The organism is Streptomyces sp. SN-593 (genome assembly GCF_016756395.1).
GTDB classification, from domain to species: domain Bacteria; phylum Actinomycetota; class Actinomycetes; order Streptomycetales; family Streptomycetaceae; genus Actinacidiphila; species Actinacidiphila reveromycinica.
Genome location: NZ_AP018365.1, coordinates 5,765,909 through 5,782,478, shown reverse-complemented (window position 1 = coordinate 5,782,478; position 16,570 = coordinate 5,765,909). Strand labels below are relative to the sequence as shown.

General features: G+C 74.0%; 10 protein-coding genes. 6 read left to right on the top strand and 4 right to left on the bottom strand.

The annotated features are described in order from the left end of the window. Nucleotides 1-24: 24 nt before the first annotated feature. Nucleotides 25-3,351, bottom strand: a complete 3,327-nt coding sequence (locus RVR_RS24655; RefSeq protein WP_202236103.1) for an ATP-binding protein — start codon at nucleotides 3,349-3,351, stop codon at nucleotides 25-27. 334 nt (nucleotides 3,352-3,685) lie between these two features. On the opposite strand from RVR_RS24655, the gene RVR_RS24650 reads away from it, so the two are divergent. Then, entirely contained in the window at nucleotides 3,686-4,441 is a 756-nt protein-coding gene (locus RVR_RS24650; RefSeq protein ID WP_202236102.1) for a protein phosphatase 2C domain-containing protein, read from the top strand. A gap of 36 nt (nucleotides 4,442-4,477) precedes the next feature. Here RVR_RS24650 and RVR_RS24645 read toward each other — a convergent pair whose 3' ends face one another. Next, nucleotides 4,478-4,900 (bottom strand): MarR family winged helix-turn-helix transcriptional regulator, encoded by a 423-nt coding sequence (locus RVR_RS24645; RefSeq protein ID WP_237405398.1) that lies wholly within the window; start codon nucleotides 4,898-4,900, stop codon nucleotides 4,478-4,480. Nucleotides 4,901-5,170: 270 nt separating this feature from the next. On the opposite strand from RVR_RS24645, the gene RVR_RS24640 reads away from it, so the two are divergent. Then, complete coding sequence (locus RVR_RS24640) at nucleotides 5,171-6,061, top strand: lysozyme (RefSeq protein WP_202236100.1); 891 nt, start codon at nucleotides 5,171-5,173, stop codon at nucleotides 6,059-6,061. A 105-nt stretch (nucleotides 6,062-6,166) separates the two neighbouring features. On the opposite strand, the gene lon is transcribed toward RVR_RS24640, so the two are convergent. Further along, entirely contained in the window at nucleotides 6,167-8,584 is a 2,418-nt protein-coding gene (gene lon / locus RVR_RS24635) for an endopeptidase La (RefSeq protein ID WP_202236099.1), read from the bottom strand. A gap of 112 nt (nucleotides 8,585-8,696) precedes the next feature. Next, a complete protein-coding gene (locus RVR_RS24630) occupies nucleotides 8,697-9,641 on the bottom strand; it encodes a class I SAM-dependent methyltransferase (protein ID WP_202236098.1) in 945 nt (314 codons plus the stop codon). A gap of 146 nt (nucleotides 9,642-9,787) precedes the next feature. Here RVR_RS24630 and RVR_RS24625 point away from each other — a divergent pair, with 146 nt between their 5' ends. The 4 genes from RVR_RS24625 to RVR_RS24610 all read left to right on the top strand — a co-directional run bounded on the left by RVR_RS24625 (nucleotide 9,788) and on the right by RVR_RS24610 (nucleotide 16,562). Further along, nucleotides 9,788-10,498 (top strand): spermidine synthase family protein, encoded by a 711-nt coding sequence (locus tag RVR_RS24625; RefSeq protein WP_202236097.1) that lies wholly within the window; start codon nucleotides 9,788-9,790, stop codon nucleotides 10,496-10,498. 74 nt (nucleotides 10,499-10,572) lie between these two features. Next, nucleotides 10,573-11,286 (top strand): response regulator transcription factor, encoded by a 714-nt coding sequence (locus RVR_RS24620; protein WP_202236096.1) that lies wholly within the window; start codon nucleotides 10,573-10,575, stop codon nucleotides 11,284-11,286. Next, entirely contained in the window at nucleotides 11,283-12,482 is a 1,200-nt protein-coding gene (locus tag RVR_RS24615) for a HAMP domain-containing sensor histidine kinase (RefSeq protein WP_202236095.1), read from the top strand. The genes RVR_RS24620 and RVR_RS24615 overlap by 4 nt, the downstream gene beginning before the upstream one ends. A gap of 225 nt (nucleotides 12,483-12,707) precedes the next feature. After that, on the top strand, nucleotides 12,708-16,562 hold the full coding sequence (locus RVR_RS24610) for a multifunctional oxoglutarate decarboxylase/oxoglutarate dehydrogenase thiamine pyrophosphate-binding subunit/dihydrolipoyllysine-residue succinyltransferase subunit (protein ID WP_202236094.1): 3,855 nt from the start codon (nucleotides 12,708-12,710) through the stop codon (nucleotides 16,560-16,562). Nucleotides 16,563-16,570: the final 8 nt, after the last annotated feature.

Genomic DNA, 16,570 nt, shown 5'->3' with positions numbered 1-16,570 from the left:
TGCTGACGTGCGTGCGGACCGCGTTCAACGGGTCGCCTCCTCGACGGTGTCTCCCGGACTTGCTGCCGTGGCGGACGGTGCCGCCGATGTCTTGGCGGCCGCGCCGCCGGCCTCCAGCGCGGCGTCCCTGCGGCCGTCCCGCAGGCCGCGCTGCAACCCGGCGAGCTTGCGGCGCAGCCCCTGCGCGTCCAACGGCTCGGTACGGCGCCGGCCGTCCTGCGCGGCGTGCCGTATCCCGCTGGCCTTCCGGACCCGGCGCGGCAGCGCTCCGTCCGCGGCGGGGGGCGCGGGGGGCGCGTCGGCGGCGTGCCGGGGCGCGTACGCGGCGCGCGCGTGCTCGGCCGACGGCACGGGCGCGGACGCCTGACCGGCCATGGGAGCCCCGGCGGCGGAAGGGGGCTCGGGGGCGTACGCCGGCGCGTTCGCGGTTTCGGCCTTGAGGGGCTGCATTTGCATGCCGGACCCGGCCGACGGTGACATCGGCGCAGGTGGCACGTCCAGGCGTTCGACCCGGACCCGCGGTTCTGCCGGCGCGTCGGCGGGGTGGACGGACCGAGGCGCGCCGGTGCCCTGCTGCCCGGGCCGCGGGGCGGCGCCGCCGGGGCGCGCGAGCGGACGCCGGGCGGGCGGCGGCGGTGCGGCGGGGGCAGCGGCAGCGGCGGGTTGCGCCCTGGCGGAGGGTCCTTGGGCAGCCGGCGGGGCGGCGAGGGGCCCGGGGACGACGGACTCGGCCGCCGGCTGCGGGAACTGCCGCAGCGCGGACGCGGGTTCGGAGCGGGGAGCGCGCACGGACTCGGCCGCGGGCTGCGCCTGGCGGGGCCGCGGTGCGGACGCGGGCACGGGCGCGGACGCGGACGCGGGCGCGTGCGCGGACGCCGGCTGCGGGAACTGCCGCAGCACGGACGCGGGTTCCGACGCAGACTGCGGGAACTGCCCCAGCGCGGACGCGGGTTCGGGCGCGAGCGGGGGCTCGGGCGCCGGCTGCGGCTGGTGGGGCGGCTGCGTGCCGGACTCGGACTCCGGCTGCGGGCGCAGGCGCCGCGCGAGCGGGGGGCGTGCGCCGGGAGCCGGCTCGGCCGCGGGCAGGGCGCCCGCCTCCGGTCCGGCGGTGTCCGGGGTCGCGTGCGCGCCGTGCCCGGCGGAGGGCTGGCCTCCCAGGGGCTTACCGAGCACGAGGGGCTCCGGTGCGACGGCCGCCTGCTGCGCCGGTACGAGCGGCACGACCGCGGCCGGCCCCGGCTGCTCGGCCGTCCCCGGCACCCCGGCGGCGGCTCCGAGCACCGGCTCCCCACCGAGGACCCGGTCCGCCGGCGGCAGTTCCGCGTCCGCGCCGTAGGGCATCCCCGGGGCCGGGGCCTGGGCCGACGTGCCGTACGCCGGCGCGTGCGCCCCTTCACGCCGACCGGGCAGCACCCGCGCGAGCGGGTCCACACCGGGCACCAGCAGCCGCGGGAGCACCACGACCGCCGAGGTGCCACCGTTCGCGTGCGGCCGCAACTGGACGCGGACGCCGTGCCGGTGGGCCAGCCGGGCCACCACGTAGAGGCCGAGGCCGGCCGCCGCCCCGGGCGCCGGCGGGTCGGGGTCGAGCAGCAACGCGTTGAGCCGGTCGATCCGTTCGGCGGGCACCCCGATCCCGGCGTCCTCGACCGCGACCATCACCTCGCCGCCCTCCGTCACCCAGCCGCTGAGGTGCACCTCGGCCTCGGGCGCGGAGAACGCGGTCGCGTTGTCGAGCAGTTCGGCGACGAGGTGGCTGACGTCGTCGGCGGCGCGGCCGGCCACCTCGCCCTCGGGCATGGCCAGGATGCGCACGCGTTCGTACCGCTCGACCTCGGAGAGGGCCGCGCGGGCCACGTCGATCAGCGGGACCGGGCGGGCGGTGGCGCCGTGGCTGTGCTCGGTGCCGGTCAGCACCAGCATGTTCTCGCTGTTGCGGCGCATGCGGGTCGCCAGGTGGTCCAGGCGGAACAGCGTGGCGAGCCGGTCGGGCTCCTGTTCGTGTTCCTCCATGCCCTCGATCAGGGCGAGTTGGCGCTCGATCAGACCGAGGGTGCGCAGCGCGAGGTTGACGTGGACGACCTGGGTCGCCTGGCGCGCGGTCGCCCGGTTCAGTTGCTCGGCGATCTCCTCGCGGGAGCGCATCAGGTCGTCGCGGGTCCGGGCGAGCTCGGCGCCGGCCGCCAGCACGGCCCGGTGGTCGGTGGCGAGCGCGCTGTGCTCGCTGGTGAGTGCGCTGTGCTCGCTGGTGAGCGCGGTGTGGGCGGCGGCGAGCGCGGTGTGGGCGGCCGCGGCCTCGGCGTGCTCGGCGTCGAGTTCGGCCGCCCGGGTGCGCAGTCCCTGCGCCTGGTGGGTGAGGGCGTTGACCCGGCGGGCGACGGCGGCGAACTCGTCGGTGCCGATGACCTCGGAGCCCTGGCCGCTGTCCGGGGACGTCCTCGACCAGCGGTGCAGGGCGGCGAGCGGGCGGGTGAGGGTGCGGAAGAGCGTGACCAGCACCGCGACCAGCAGGATCAGGCACAACGCGGCGAGCGCGGCCCGCAGTTCGAGCACGGTGACCTCGTGGCCGCGGTGCGCGTCGGCGCCGGCGGCCTCGTCCGCGGCGGCCGAAGACGCGACACCGCGCATCAGCGAGAGCCGGGCGGCGAGCGCCGTGGCGACCTTCCCGGCGCCCAGCTCCCGGTCGGCGGGGGTGAGTTCGGTCCCGCCGAGCAACTGGTCGAGGTCGCGGTCGGCCTCGGCGGTGTCGGCCCCGGTGACGGTCTGGTCGTAGTCGGTGCGGACGCCGACGGGCGCGGCGGCGTGGAACTCGGCCAGTGCCGCCCGCTCCTGGAGCCGGGCGGCCTGCGCGTCGGCGACCAGACCGCGCTGGGTGCCGGTCGCGGTGAGCCCGGCGACGAGCAGACCGCGCTGCACCGCCGCGGCCGCGGTGGCGCGTTCGAGCGGCGCGGTGACCGGGCCGACGGCGCGCCCGACGGCGTCGACGAGCGGCTGGTAGGCGGCGACGGCGGCAGGCGCGGAGGAGGAGGCGCGGGCGGACCTGCGCACGGCCGTCAGGGTGCCCAGGGCGGTGCGCAGGTCGGCGGAGAGGTGGCCGCCGGTGGCCTCGGCGAGCCGGCGGTCGGTGCGCTGCTGGTCGGCGGTCGGGGCCGCGGGCCGCCCGGCCGCGACGGACACGGCCAGGTCGTCCCGCTCGTCGGCGAGGTCCGCGGCCAACGCGGTGGCGAGGGAGGCGAGTCGGGCGGCGTCCACGCGGTCCTGTGCGGACGACAGGTCTCCGGCGGCGAGGGCGACACCGGGCGCGGCCGCGGCCAGGACGATGGCCGCGCAGACCAGCAGGGCGGCGAGCATGCGCTGCCTGACCCGCCGTTCGCGCCGTCGGGGACGTCGTTCACGCACTGTCGGTGCTCGCAATCACGAGTTGCGGGGCCCAGGGGTCCGCCCCGGGATACGTGCAGAATTCCTCAGACCCTCGCAGGCCAGCGGGGAGGGGAGCCAGGCGTCCCCCCCTCGGACACCCGAACGAGTGAATCGCACAGGTGAGTTGACCGACAAGTCCGGCACGGGTGGGAGCGTGCGGCGGCCTTCCGTCAGCCGCTGGCACAGGTCGTTCCGCTTTGGCAGGATGCCCGCGCACAGCAGGGCGCTGCCGCGGTACGGACCAACCGGCTGCGAGACTGGACCCATGCGGATCGAGACGGCGACCGAGCCCGGAACGGCGGGCGTGCCCAACGAGGACTTCGCGGCGGTGGCGCTCCCGGCGTCCGGCGCCGGCGGGGCGGTGGTGGTCCTGGACGGGGTGACGCCCCCGCCGGACAACGGCGGCTGCGTGCACTCGGTGCCCTGGTTCACCGCGCGGCTGGGCGGGGCGCTGCTCGAACTGCTCACCGCCCGGCGTGACGTGGCGCCGGCGGACTGCCTGGCGGAGGCGATCGCGCGGACCGCGCACGCGCACCGGGACACCTGTGATCTTTCTCACCAACTGACTCCGCAGGCCACGGTGGTCCTCGCCCGCTGGAACGCGGCGGATGTGGAGTACCTGGTGCTGTCCGACTCGGCGCTGCTGGTGGAGGACACCGCAGGGGTGGTGACGGCGGTCCTGGACGACCGGATCGACCGGCTGCGCGCGCAGGGGCTGCGGCTGGCGCCGCTGCGGAACCAGGAGGGCGGTTTCTTCACGGCGGCGGCCGACCCGTCGGTGGCGGGCCGCGCGGTGACCGGCCGGCTGCCGCGCGCGGACGTCACCGCGCTGGCCGTGCTCACCGACGGCGCGGCACGCGCGGTGGAGCACTACCGGGTGGACGACTGGGCCGGCACCTTCGCGCTGCTGCGCAAGGCGGGCCCGGAGCGGCTGTTCGCCCGGGTCCGCGCGCTGGAGGCGGAGCAGCCGCCGCCCGGCAAGCAGCACGACGACGCGACGGCCGTCCTGGTGGAGCTCTGAGGGCCGGCACGATCCGTCGGGATCGCGGGACGGCCCTCAGCCGGACTGGGTGGCGTTGAGGCGGTGCAGCAGCCGGGCGAGTTCGGCGACGTCCCGGGGGTCCCAGGCGGCGAGCTGGCCCAGGTAGCGCTCGCGGCGCGCGCGGCGCACCCGGGCGAAGCGCTCCCGGCCCTCGTCGGTCAGCCGCATCAGGTAGGCGCGGCCGTCGGCGGGGTCGGGGTCGCGGGCGACCAGCCCCAGTTGCTCCATCGCCCGTAGCTGGCGGCTCATGGTGGCCTTGCCCACGCCGAAGTACGCCGCCAGGTCGGTGGCCCGCTCGGGTTCGGCCTCGTGCAGCCGGACCAGCAGGCCGTAGGCGGCGGCCTCCAGACCCGGGTGCACCTCGCGGGCCAGTTCGCCGGACGCGGCCCGGGCCCGGCGGAAGAGCACGGTCAACTCGCGCTCCAGGGTGCCCGCCACGCCGTCGCCGGGCGCCGGCTGCGTTCCGTCCGTGTCGCCCGTTTCGTGCGCGGTGCGGTTCGCTTGGGTCACTGGAGCCCCGCTTTCAACGGCTGAAAGTTCTCTTCACGCACGGTGGTTTCCGCAGCACGTCAAGTATTTCGCAGGCGTAGACCAACGGCGGTTCCCGGCCCCTCTTTCCACGCGCGTAGCGCCGACCGTACCGTCACTTCTGTCATGACCACACCATGACGTCGCGAGTCCCCCGACCTGCCCCTCCTGGAGGCACGCATGTCCCACGGAGTCCTCTCCGTCGTGCACGGCACCGGCTCGGCAAGAACCCGGCTGGCGGTTCTCGTCGGCCTGATCGTCTCCCTGCTCACCCTGGCGTTCACCGCGCCCGGAGCGGCCCATGCGGCGGCCGCGACGGGTTCGGCGGCGGGCGCCGGCCACCTGACCCACCCGGAACTGGACTGGATGGGCTCCACCGTCCCGGCCCACGAGGGCTCGGACACGAGCGGCTCCGCCGGCTCCGGCGCCGTCACCCCGATGGCCACCCAGACCCTCGGCATGGACGTGTCCGGCTACCAGGGCAGCGTCAACTGGGCCACCACGTGGGCGAACGGCGGCAGGTTCGCCTACGTCAAGGCCACCGAGAGCACCACCTACACCAACCCCGACTTCGCCCAGCAGTACAACGGCTCGTACAACGTCGGGATGATCCGCGGGTCCTACCACTTCGCCACGCCGGACACCTCCGCCGGCGCGACGCAGGCCGACTACTTCATCGCCCACGGCGGCGGCTGGTCGGCCGACGGAAAGACCCTGCCGGGCGCGCTGGACATCGAGTACAACCCCTACGGCGCGACCTGCTACGGCCTCAGCCAGGCGAGCATGGTGAGCTGGATCCACGCCTTCGCGAACGAGTACCACGCGCGTGAGGGCGTCTACCCGGTGATCTACTCCACCTACGACTGGTGGTCGACCTGCACCGGCAACAACAGCGGCTTCGCCACCACCAGCCCGTTCTGGATCGCGAAGTACTCCACCAGCGCCGGCACCCTGCCGGCCGGCTACGGCTACTACACGTTCTGGCAGCACGCCGACTCCGGCACCTTCCCCGGCGACCAGGACTACTTCAACGGCGACCTGAGCCGCCTTCAGGCCCTCGCCCTGGGCTGAGCGCCGCCACCGGTCACGGCCCGTCCCCGGCCGGCGGCCGGCCGAGCACGACGGGAAGGCGGCCCCGCGGGGAGTTCCCCGCGGGGCCGCCTCCTTCCGGCGCTGTCACGCCGCGAGCGGGACATCCTCGGCGGGGGCGTCCGCCGACTCCAGCGCGAGCGCCAGCACCTGGCGGACGTCGCTGACCGGGTGGACGTCCAGGACGCCGAGGATCTCGGCGGGCACGTCGTCGAGGTCGGCCTCGTTGCGCTTGGGGATCACCACGGTGGTGATCCCGGCGCGGTGCGCGGCCAGCAGCTTCTGCTTGACCCCGCCGATCGGCAGCACCCGCCCGGTCAGCGAGACCTCGCCGGTCATGGCGACGTCGGTGCGGACCCGGCGGCCGGACAGCAGGGACGCCAGCGCGGTCGTCATGGTGACCCCCGCGCTCGGGCCGTCCTTGGGCACCGCTCCGGCCGGGACGTGCAGGTGCACGCCGCGGTCCTTCAGGTCGCCGACCGGCAGTTCCAGCTCCGCGCCGTGCGAGCGCAGGAACGACAGCGCGATCTGCGCGGACTCCTTCATCACGTCGCCGAGCTGGCCGGTGAGCTGGAGCCCGGACCCGCCGGTCTCCGGGTCGGCCAGCGACGCCTCGATGTAGAGCACGTCGCCGCCGGCGCCGGTCACCGCGAGGCCGGTGGCCACGCCGGGCACCGCGGTACGCCGCTCCTCCGGGTCCTGTGCGGCCTCCGGCACGTGGTGCGGCCGGCCGATCAGGGACCGCAGGTCGTCCGCGCCGACCGCGAACGGCAGTTCCCGGTCGCCGAGTTCGTGCTGAGCGGCGATCTTCCGCAGCAGCCGCGCGACGGTCCGCTCCAGGTTCCGCACGCCCGCCTCACGGGTGTACTCGCCGGCCAGCCGGCGCAGCGCGTCCTCCTCCAGGCGCACCTCGTCGGCGTCCAGGCCCGCGCGCTCCAGTTGCCGCGGCAGCAGGTGGTCGCGGGCGATGACGACCTTCTCGTCCTCGGTGTAGCCGTCCAGCCGGACCAGCTCCATCCGGTCCAGCAGCGGCTCGGGGATGGCCTCCAGCACGTTGGCGGTGGCCAGGAACACCACGTCGGACAGGTCGAGTTCGACCTCCAGGTAGTGGTCGCGGAAGGTGTGGTTCTGCGCCGGGTCGAGGACCTCCAGCAGCGCGGCGGCCGGGTCGCCCCGGTAGTCCGAGCCGACCTTGTCGATCTCGTCGAGGAGCACGACCGGGTTCATCGACCCGGCCTCCTTGATCGCGCGCACCACCCGGCCGGGCAGCGCGCCGACGTACGTCCTGCGGTGGCCGCGGATCTCGGCCTCGTCGCGGACGCCGCCGAGCGCCACCCGCACGAAGGTGCGGCCCATCGCGCGGGCCACGGACTCGCCGAGCGAGGTCTTGCCGACCCCGGGCGGGCCGACCAGCGCCAGCACCGCGCCTCCGCGGCGGCCGCCGACCACGCCGAGGCCGCGGTCGGCCCGGCGCTTGCGGACCGCCAGGTACTCGGTGATCCGCTCCTTGACGTCCTCCAGCCCCGCGTGGTCCGCGTCCAGCACGGCACGGGCGCCGGCCACGTCGTAGGTGTCCTCGGTGGTGGTGTTCCACGGCAGTTCGAGGACGGTGTCCAGCCAGGTCCGGATCCAGGAGCCCTCCGGGGAGGCGTCGGAGGAGCGCTCCAGCTTCTCGACCTCCTTCAGGGCCGCCTCGCGGACCTTCTCCGGCAGGTCGGCGGACTCCACCCGGGCGCGGTAGTCGTCCGTCTCGTTGTCGGGGTCGCCCTTCAGCTCGGCCAGCTCCTTGCGGACGGCCTCCAGTTGCTGGCGGAGCAGGAACTCGCGCTGCTGCTTCTCCATGCCCTCCTGGACGTCCTTGCGGATCGTCTCGGCGACGTCCTGCTCGGCGAGGTGGTCGCGCAGCCACTGCGTGGCCAGCCGCAGCCGCGCCACCGGGTCGGCGGTCTCCAGCAGCTCCACGCGCTGCTCCACGCCGAGGAACGGGGAGTAGCCGGAGTTGTCGGCCAACTGCCCGGCGTCGTCGATCTGCTGCACCCGGTCGACCACCTGCCAGGCGCCGCGCTTGCGCAGCCAGCTCGTGGCGAGCGCCTTGTACTCCTTCATCAGCTCGGCCACGGTGCCGGGCGCCTCCTGCGGCGCGGGTTCCTCCACCACGGCGCCCTCCACCCACAGGGCCGCGCCCGGACCGGTCGTGCCGGCGCCGATGCGCACCCGGGAGCGGCCCTTGATCACCGCGCCGGGGTCGCCGTCGGACAGCCGCCCGACCTGCTCGACGGTGCCGAGGGTGCCCACGGCGGCGTAGGCACCGTCGACCCGCGGGACCAGCAGGACGCGGGGCTTGCCCGACCCGCGGCCGGAGTGGGCGGCCTGGGCGGCCTCCACCGCGGCCCGGACCTCGCCGTCCGTCAGGTCGAGCGGCACCACCATGCCGGGCAGCACGACCTCGCCGTCGAGGGGCAGTACGGGGAGGGTGAGGTTGGAACTCTTCGGCTCGAACGCCATGATCGCTCCCTTTGCAAGCAAGTTGAGTACACCTCACTCAATGCAAAGGGCCGTGCCGGTGTTCCCCGGTCCGCGTTCGCCCTGAGCGATCAGGGACCGGGGCCCCGGGGGGTCAGGCGCGGGCCCGCAGGAAGGCCGAGGTCGACACCCGTCCGACCAGCTCGAAGCGGGTGGACCCGGCGAGGTAGGCGTCCGCGCCCTGCTGGACGCCCGCCCACTTGTTGTCGCCGTAGTCGTCCAGCACCACGATCGCCCCGGGCGCCGCGATCTCCTCGGCCCACTCCAGGTCCTCGGTGACCCCCTGCGCGGAGTGGTCCCCGTCGATCACGATCACGCCGTACTCCCGGTCGGAGACCGCCGCCCGCACCTCGGGGTCGCCGGAGAAGCCGACCTGCACCCGGGCCCGCTCCCCCGCCTTCCCGCCCAGCGCGAGGTTCGCCCGCACCACGTCCAGCCGGACCGGGGTGCCGGTGGGGTCGAGCCCCTCCAGGCCGCCCGGCTGCAACTGGGTGCCGACCAGTGGGTCCACGATCGTCAGCTCCGGCTCGATCCCCGCCCGGTGCAGCATCCGCAGCAGCGTGGCCGAGAAGAGCCCGTACAGCGTGCCGATCTCCAGCACCTGGGCGCCAGGCGGGTCGAGCAGCGGGACCGTGGCGAGCTTGCCGCAGACGTTCTGGGTCGAGCCGGCCAGCCGGCCCACCGCCAGCGCCTCCAGCGCGATCACGTTGCGGAAGGCGATCGTGACGTTGCGCCGGGCGAGCTTCGGGTCCACCCCGCTGACCTGCGCCACCTCCGCCACCAGCCGGTCGATCTGCGCCGCGGTGGGCAGCCGGGGCCCGCTGCGGCCGGTCCGGTCGAAGAGCAGCCCGACGGCGTACTCCTGGCCGCGCAGCTCCTCGACCTGCCGGCGCAGCCGGTCCAGGTCCTTCACCTCCCGCCGCAGGCTGTCCAGTTCCTTGCGCAGCCGCGAGACCGGGCGCTGGACGCGCTGGTCGACGAGGGAGGCGGCGGGACGCAGGAGCCGCTTGGCCACGGGGTTGTTCAGTATGGGCGACATGGGCGGAACCTACGCCGCGGCCCCGGCGCCCGGACCATCTGCGAGCACAGTTCAACGGAAGTCCTCCGGTACGGCGGTTGAACGCCCGGTGACCCGGCGGCCGACGGGTGGCCATGGCTTTCCCCGCGGTCCGTCAAAATGGGGTCATGGCGGCAGCGAACACGGATGAAGCGGTCGTGCTGGACCGGCGCGAGGGCCCGTACGGCGAGGCGGTGCTGCGGCGGCGCGGCCCGCACCTGGAGATCATCGCCAACGGCACCTTCCTGATGGACACCTCCGACGGCCGCTCGGAACGGCTGCTCGTCGACGCGGCGCTGGACGCGCTGCCGGCCGGCCGGGACGGCGCGAGCGTGCTGATCGGCGGGCTCGGCGTGGGGTTCTCGCTGGCCCGGGCAGCGTCCCGGCCGCGCTGGGCGCGCATCGACGTGGTGGAGCGCGAGCGGGCCGTGATCGACTGGCACCGGGCGGGCCACTTCGCGGCCCACACCGCCGGCGCCCTGGACGACCCGCGGGTGCGGCTGATCCACGCCGACCTGCTGGCCTACCTGCGCACGCCCCCCGCGCCGCGGCCCGCCGCGGGGCCGCCGGCCGGCGGCTACGACGCGCTCTGCCTGGACATCGACAACGGCCCGGACTGGACAGTCACCGACAACAACGGCAGTCTCTACAGTCCCAGCGGGCTCGACGACTGCCGGGAGCTGCTCCGTCCCGGCGGTGTCCTGGCCGTGTGGTCGGCTCAGCCCTCGGCCGCCTTCGAGGCCGCTCTCCGGGGAGCGGGGTACTCCGGGGTGCGCACCCTGGAGGTTCCGGTCTCGCGTGGCGTGCCCGATGTGGTGCACATAGCCGTCAAGGCGTGAAGGCGTCATAGTCAGGGCAGTGGCCCGCCCCGTACGCTGCCGGTAACAGACGAGCTTGTGGGGCGGAAGCGGAAGTGGACAGCGCACAGACAACGGGCGCGCAGCGCCGGGTCCTGGTGGTCGAGGACGACCAGACGATAGTTCAGGCGATCGCGGCCCGCCTCCAGGCGGAGGGGTTCCAGGTGCGCACGGCGGGCGACGGGCCCTCCGCGGTGGACGCGGCCCACAGCTGGCAGCCGGACCTGCTGGTACTGGACGTGATGCTGCCGGGGTACGACGGGCTGGAGGTCTGCCGCCGGGTGCAGGCCGACCGGCCGGTGCCGGTGCTGATGCTCACCGCGCGCGACGACGAGACGGACATGCTGGTCGGGCTCGGCGTCGGCGCCGACGACTACATGACCAAGCCGTTCTCGATGCGCGAGCTGGCCGCGCGGGTGCACGTCCTGCTGCGCCGGGTGGAGCGGGCCGCCGACGCCGCCTCCACCGTCCGCGGCGCCAGCATCCACCTGGGCGACCTGGAGATCGACCACACCCAGCGCCGGGTGCGGGTCGGCGGCGCCGACGTGCACCTGACGCCGACCGAGTTCGAGCTGCTGGTGTGCCTGGCCCACCAGCCGCGGGCGGTGCTCTCCCGCGAGCAACTGCTCGCCGAGGTGTGGGACTGGACCGACGCGTCCGGCACCCGCACCGTGGACAGCCACGTCAAGGCGCTGCGCCGGAAGATCGGCGCGGAGCGGATCCGCACCGTGCACGGTGTCGGGTACGCCCTGGAGAACCCGACGTCATGACCTCGGGGCCCATCCGGGACCCCGCGCGCACCCGGGACCCGGCGCGGGCCCTGGGCGCGTCGTGGTGGACCCGCCGCCGGGCGCCGCGCGACGGCCGGCGGCCCTTCCGGGTCGTGGTGCGCGGCTGGCTGCGCAGGCTGTGGGAGGCGCTGCGCCCCTGGGACCCGACCCGCTCGATCAAGGCGGCGCTGCAGGCGCTGGTGATCGCCTCCGTGATGATCACCACGCTGCTGGTGACGCTGGCCATCCACTCCAGGACCGAGCTGCGGGTGATCACGATCTTCTCGATCATCGCCTCGCTCCTGATCACGCAGATCGTCGCCACCAACCTGACCGCGCCGCTGCGCGAGATGACCGCGGTGGCGCGGGCGATGGCCGGCGGCGACTACACCCGCCGGGTGGCGAGGATGCGCCGCGACGAGGTGGGCGAGCTGGCCGAGACGTTCAACCGGATGGCGGCCGACCTGGCCGCCGTGGACCGGCACCGCAAGGAACTCGTGGCGAATGTCTCACACGAGCTGCGCACGCCGATCGCGGCGCTGCGCGCGGTGCTGGAGAACGTGGTGGACGGCGTCTCGGCCGCCGACCCGGAGACGATGCGGCTGGCCCTCCAGCAGACCGAGCGGCTGGGCAAGCTGGTCACCCAGCTACTCGACCTGTCCCGGCTGGACAGCGGGGCGGTCCGGCTGGACGCCAAGCGGTTCGAGGTCTGGCCGTACCTGTCGGCGGTGCTGAAGACCGCCAGCCTGGGCGCGGACCGCGGCGGCTCCGGCGGCACCCACACCCGGGCCCGAGCGGACGTGCCGCTGCACCTGGACGTGTCGCCGCCGGAGCTGGTGGCCTACGCCGACGGGGAGCGGCTGCACCAGGTGGTGGCGAACCTGGTGGACAACGCGATGAAGCACAGCCCGCCAGGCGGCCGGGTGACGGTGCGCGCCCGCGGCGGCCCGGCGCCCGGCAGCCTGGACCTGGAGGTGCGCGACGAGGGCCCGGGCATCCCCGAGGCGGACCGGGTCCGGGTCTTCGACCGCTTCCACCGCGGCTCGCATCCGGGCACGGACGGCGGCACCGGTCTGGGCCTGGCGATCGCGCGCTGGGCGGTGGATCTGCACGGCGGGCGGATCGAGGTGGCCGAATCCCCACGCGGCTGCCGCATCCACGTCACCCTCCCGGGGAGGCCCGGGCAGCCGCGTTGACGCCGGGGCGTCCGGCGCGAGCGCCGTCCGGGCGTACGGCGTGGGCCACCGGTCCGGCCGACCCACAAGAGGGACCACTTTCCCGCCACGATCCGTCGCGAAACCACTCCTCGGGTGTGACTTGCGCGACGACTGCCCCCCTAAACTGCGTGAAGCCCTCATGTAGGCGTAGCCTTTATTCCCGCTGTCCACCACCTTGTGAAGCGGAAGAGGGCGGTTGCCGCCGTGTCGCCACAGTCCCCCAATAGCTCCAGTGTCTCCACCGACCACCAAGCGCAGGGCGAGGGCCCCGCAGCGGGCTTCGGCCCGAACGAGTGGCTCGTGGACGAGATCTACCAGCAGTACCTCCAGGACCCGAACTCGGTAGACCGAGCCTGGTGGGACTTCTTCGCCGACTACAAGCCGGACGGCTCCGCCGCTCCGGCCGCCCCCGCGGGGCAGGGCGGTGCCTCGGGCGCCGCCGCCCGCGCCAGCGCGGGCGTGCCCGGCTCCACCCCGCCCTCCGCCCCCGCCGGCCCGCAGGCCGCCGCGGCTCCCGCGCCGGCTCCGGCCGCGCCCGCCGCCCCGGCCCAGCCGGCTCCGGCGGCCGCTCCGGCACCGGCCGCCCAGGCTCCCGCCCCGGCCGCGAAGCCGGCCGCGCAGGCTCCCGCGCCCGCGGCCAAGCCCGCCGCCGCCCCGGCCGCCAAGCCCGCCGCTGCCGCGGCCGCGCCGGCCGAGACGGAGTACGTGCCGCTGCGCGGCCCGGCCGCCGCCGTGGCGAAGAACATGAACGCCTCCCTGGAGCTGCCCACCGCCACCTCGGTGCGGGCGATCCCGGTGAAGCTGCTCTTCGACAACCGCATCGTGATCAACAACCACCTCAAGCGGGCCCGGGGCGGGAAGGTCTCCTTCACCCACCTCATCGGCTACGCCATGGTGCAGGCGCTGAAGACGATGCCGTCGATGAACCACTCCTTCGCGCTGAAGGACGGCAAGCCGACGCTGGTCAAGCCCGAGCACGTGAACCTGGGCCTGGCCATCGACCTGGTGAAGCCGAACGGCGACCGCCAGCTCGTGGTCGCGGCCATCAAGAAGGCCGAGACGCTGAACTTCTTCGAGTTCTGGCAGGCGTACGAGGACATCGTCCGCCGGGCCCGCTCGGGCAAGCTCACCATGGACGACTTCTCCGGTGTCACCGCCTCGCTGACCAACCCCGGCGGGCTGGGCACCGTGCACTCGGTGCCGCGCCTGATGCCCGGGCAGTCGGTGATCCTCGGCGTCGGCTCCATGGACTACCCCGCCGAGTTCCAGGGCACCTCCCAGGACACCCTGAACAAGCTGGGCATCTCCAAGGTCATGACCCTGACCAGCACCTACGACCACCGGGTCATCCAGGGTGCCGCCTCAGGCGAGTTCCTGCGGATCATGAGCCAGCTCCTGCTGGGCGAGAACGACTTCTTCGACGACATCTTCGCCGCGCTGCGCATCCCGTACGAGCCGGTGCGGTGGCGCACCGACATCGACACCGCGCACGACGACGACGTCACCAAGGCCGCGCGGGTCTTCGAGCTGATCCACTCCTACCGGGTGCGCGGCCACGTGATGGCCGACACCGACCCGCTGGAGTACCGCCAGCGCAAGCACCCGGACCTCGACGTCCTGGAGCACGGGCTCACCCTGTGGGACCTGGAGCGGGAGTTCGCGGTCGGCGGCTTCGCCGGCAAGTCCCTGATGAAGCTGCGCGACATCCTCGGGGTGCTGCGCGACTCGTACTGCCGCACCGTCGGCGTCGAGTACATGCACATCCAGGACCCCAAGCAGCGCAAGTGGATCCAGGACCGCATCGAGCGCCCGCACGCCAAGCCGGAGCGCGAGGAGCAGTTGCGCGTCCTGCGCCGGCTGAACGCCGCCGAGGCGTTCGAGACGTTCCTCCAGACCAAATACGTCGGCCAGAAGCGGTTCTCGCTGGAGGGCGGCGAGTCGGTCATCCCGCTGCTGGACGCGGTGCTGGACGCGGCGGCCGAGTCCCGGCTGGACGAGGTCATCATCGGCATGGCCCACCGCGGCCGGCTGAACGTGCTGGCGAACATCGTCGGCAAGTCGTACGCGCAGATCTTCCGCGAGTTCGAGGGCAACCTCGACCCGAAGTCGATGCACGGCTCCGGCGACGTGAAGTACCACCTGGGCGCCGAGGGCACCTTCACCGGCCTGGACGGCGAGCAGATCAACGTGTCGCTGGCCGCGAACCCCTCGCACCTGGAGACCGTGGACCCGGTCATCGAGGGCATCGCCCGCGCCAAGCAGGACGTCATCAACAAGGCCGGCACCGACTTCACGGTGCTGCCCGTCGCGCTGCACGGCGACGCGGCCTTCGCCGGCCAGGGCGTGGTGGCCGAGACGCTGAACATGTCGCAACTGCGCGGCTACCGCACCGGCGGCACCGTGCACGTGGTGATCAACAACCAGGTCGGCTTCACCGCCGCCCCGGAGTCCGCGCGCTCGTCGATGTACAGCACCGACGTGGCCCGGATGATCGAGGCGCCGATCTTCCACGTGAACGGCGACGACCCGGAGGCCGTGGTCCGCGTGGCGCGGCTGGCCTTCGAGTTCCGGCAGGCGTTCAACAAGGACGTCGTGATCGACCTGATCTGCTACCGGCGCCGCGGCCACAACGAGTCCGACAACCCGGCCTTCACCCAGCCGCTGATGTACGACCTGATCGACAAGAAGCGCTCGGTGCGCAAGCTCTACACCGAGTCGCTGATCGGCCGCGGCGACATCACCCTGGAAGAGGCCGAGCAGGCGCTCCAGGACTACCAGGGCCAGCTCGAGAAGGTCTTCACCGAGGTGCGCGAGGCCGTCGCCGCCCCGGCGGAGAGCCCGAGCCAGGACAACCAGCCCGAGTTCCCGGTCGCGGTGCCGACCGCGGTCTCCACCGAGGTGGTCAAGCGGATCGCCGAGTCCCAGGTGAACATCCCCGACCACGTCACGGTGCACCCGCGGCTGCTGCCGCAGCTCCAGCGCCGGGCGGCCATGGTCGAGGACGGCACCATCGACTGGGGCATGGGCGAGACGCTGGCGATCGGCTCGCTGCTGCTGGAGGGCACCCCGGTCCGGCTGGCCGGCCAGGACTCCCGGCGCGGCACCTTCGGCCAGCGGCACGCGGTGCTCATCGACCGGGTGACCGGCGAGGACTACACCCCGCTGCTGTACCTGTCCGAGGACCAGGCCCGCTACAACGTCTACGACTCGCTGCTCAGCGAGTACGCGGCGATGGGCTTCGAGTACGGCTACTCGCTGGCCCGGCCGGACGCGCTGGTGATGTGGGAGGCCCAGTTCGGCGACTTCGCCAACGGCGCCTCCTCGATCATCGACGAGTACATCTCGGCCGCCGAGCAGAAGTGGGGCCAGACCTCCGGCGTCACCCTGCTGCTGCCGCACGGCTACGAGGGCCAGGGCCCGGACCACTCCTCGGCCCGGATCGAGCGCTACCTCCAACTGTGCGCGCAGAACAACATGACGGTCGCGTTCCCGACCACCCCGGCGAACTACTTCCACCTGCTGCGCTGGCAGGTGCACAACCCGCACCACAAGCCGCTGATCGTCTTCACCCCGAAGTCGATGCTGCGGCTGAAGGCGGCGGCGTCGAAGGCCGAGGACTTCACCACCGGCCAGTTCCAGCCGGTGATCGGCGACACCACGGTGCAGCCCGAGGCGGTCCGCAAGGTCGTCTTCTGCACCGGCAAGGTCTACTACGACCTGATCGCCGAGCGGGAGAAGCGCGGCGCGGGCGACGTCGCCATCATCCGGATCGAGCGGCTCTACCCGCTGCCGGGCGCGGAGATCCAGCAGGCGCTGGCGCCGTTCACCAAGGCGCAGAAGTTCGTCTGGGCCCAGGAGGAGCCGGCCAACCAGGGCGCGTGGCCGTTCATCGCGCTGAACCTGATCGACCACCTCGACCTGGTGCTGGGCGCCGCCCCGGACAACGCGGACCGGCTGCGCCGGGTCTCGCGTCCGTCCTCGTCGTCGCCGGCCGTGGGTTCGGCCAAGCGGCACCAGGAGCAGCAGCAGAACCTGGTGAACGAGGTCTTCGAGATCTGACCGGCCCG

Coding starts and splice junctions, on each gene's coding strand:
- RVR_RS24655 (WP_202236103.1), bottom strand. CDS start 3,351: ATGCTCGCCGCCCTGCTGGTCTGCGCGGCCATCGTCCTGGCCGCGGCC.
- RVR_RS24650 (WP_202236102.1), top strand. CDS start 3,686: ATGCGGATCGAGACGGCGACCGAGCCCGGAACGGCGGGCGTGCCCAAC.
- RVR_RS24625 (WP_202236097.1), top strand. CDS start 9,788: ATGGCGGCAGCGAACACGGATGAAGCGGTCGTGCTGGACCGGCGCGAG.
- RVR_RS24630 (WP_202236098.1), bottom strand. CDS start 9,641: ATGTCGCCCATACTGAACAACCCCGTGGCCAAGCGGCTCCTGCGTCCC.
- lon (WP_202236099.1), bottom strand. CDS start 8,584: ATGGCGTTCGAGCCGAAGAGTTCCAACCTCACCCTCCCCGTACTGCCC.
- RVR_RS24640 (WP_202236100.1), top strand. CDS start 5,171: ATGTCCCACGGAGTCCTCTCCGTCGTGCACGGCACCGGCTCGGCAAGA.
- RVR_RS24615 (WP_202236095.1), top strand. CDS start 11,283: ATGACCTCGGGGCCCATCCGGGACCCCGCGCGCACCCGGGACCCGGCG.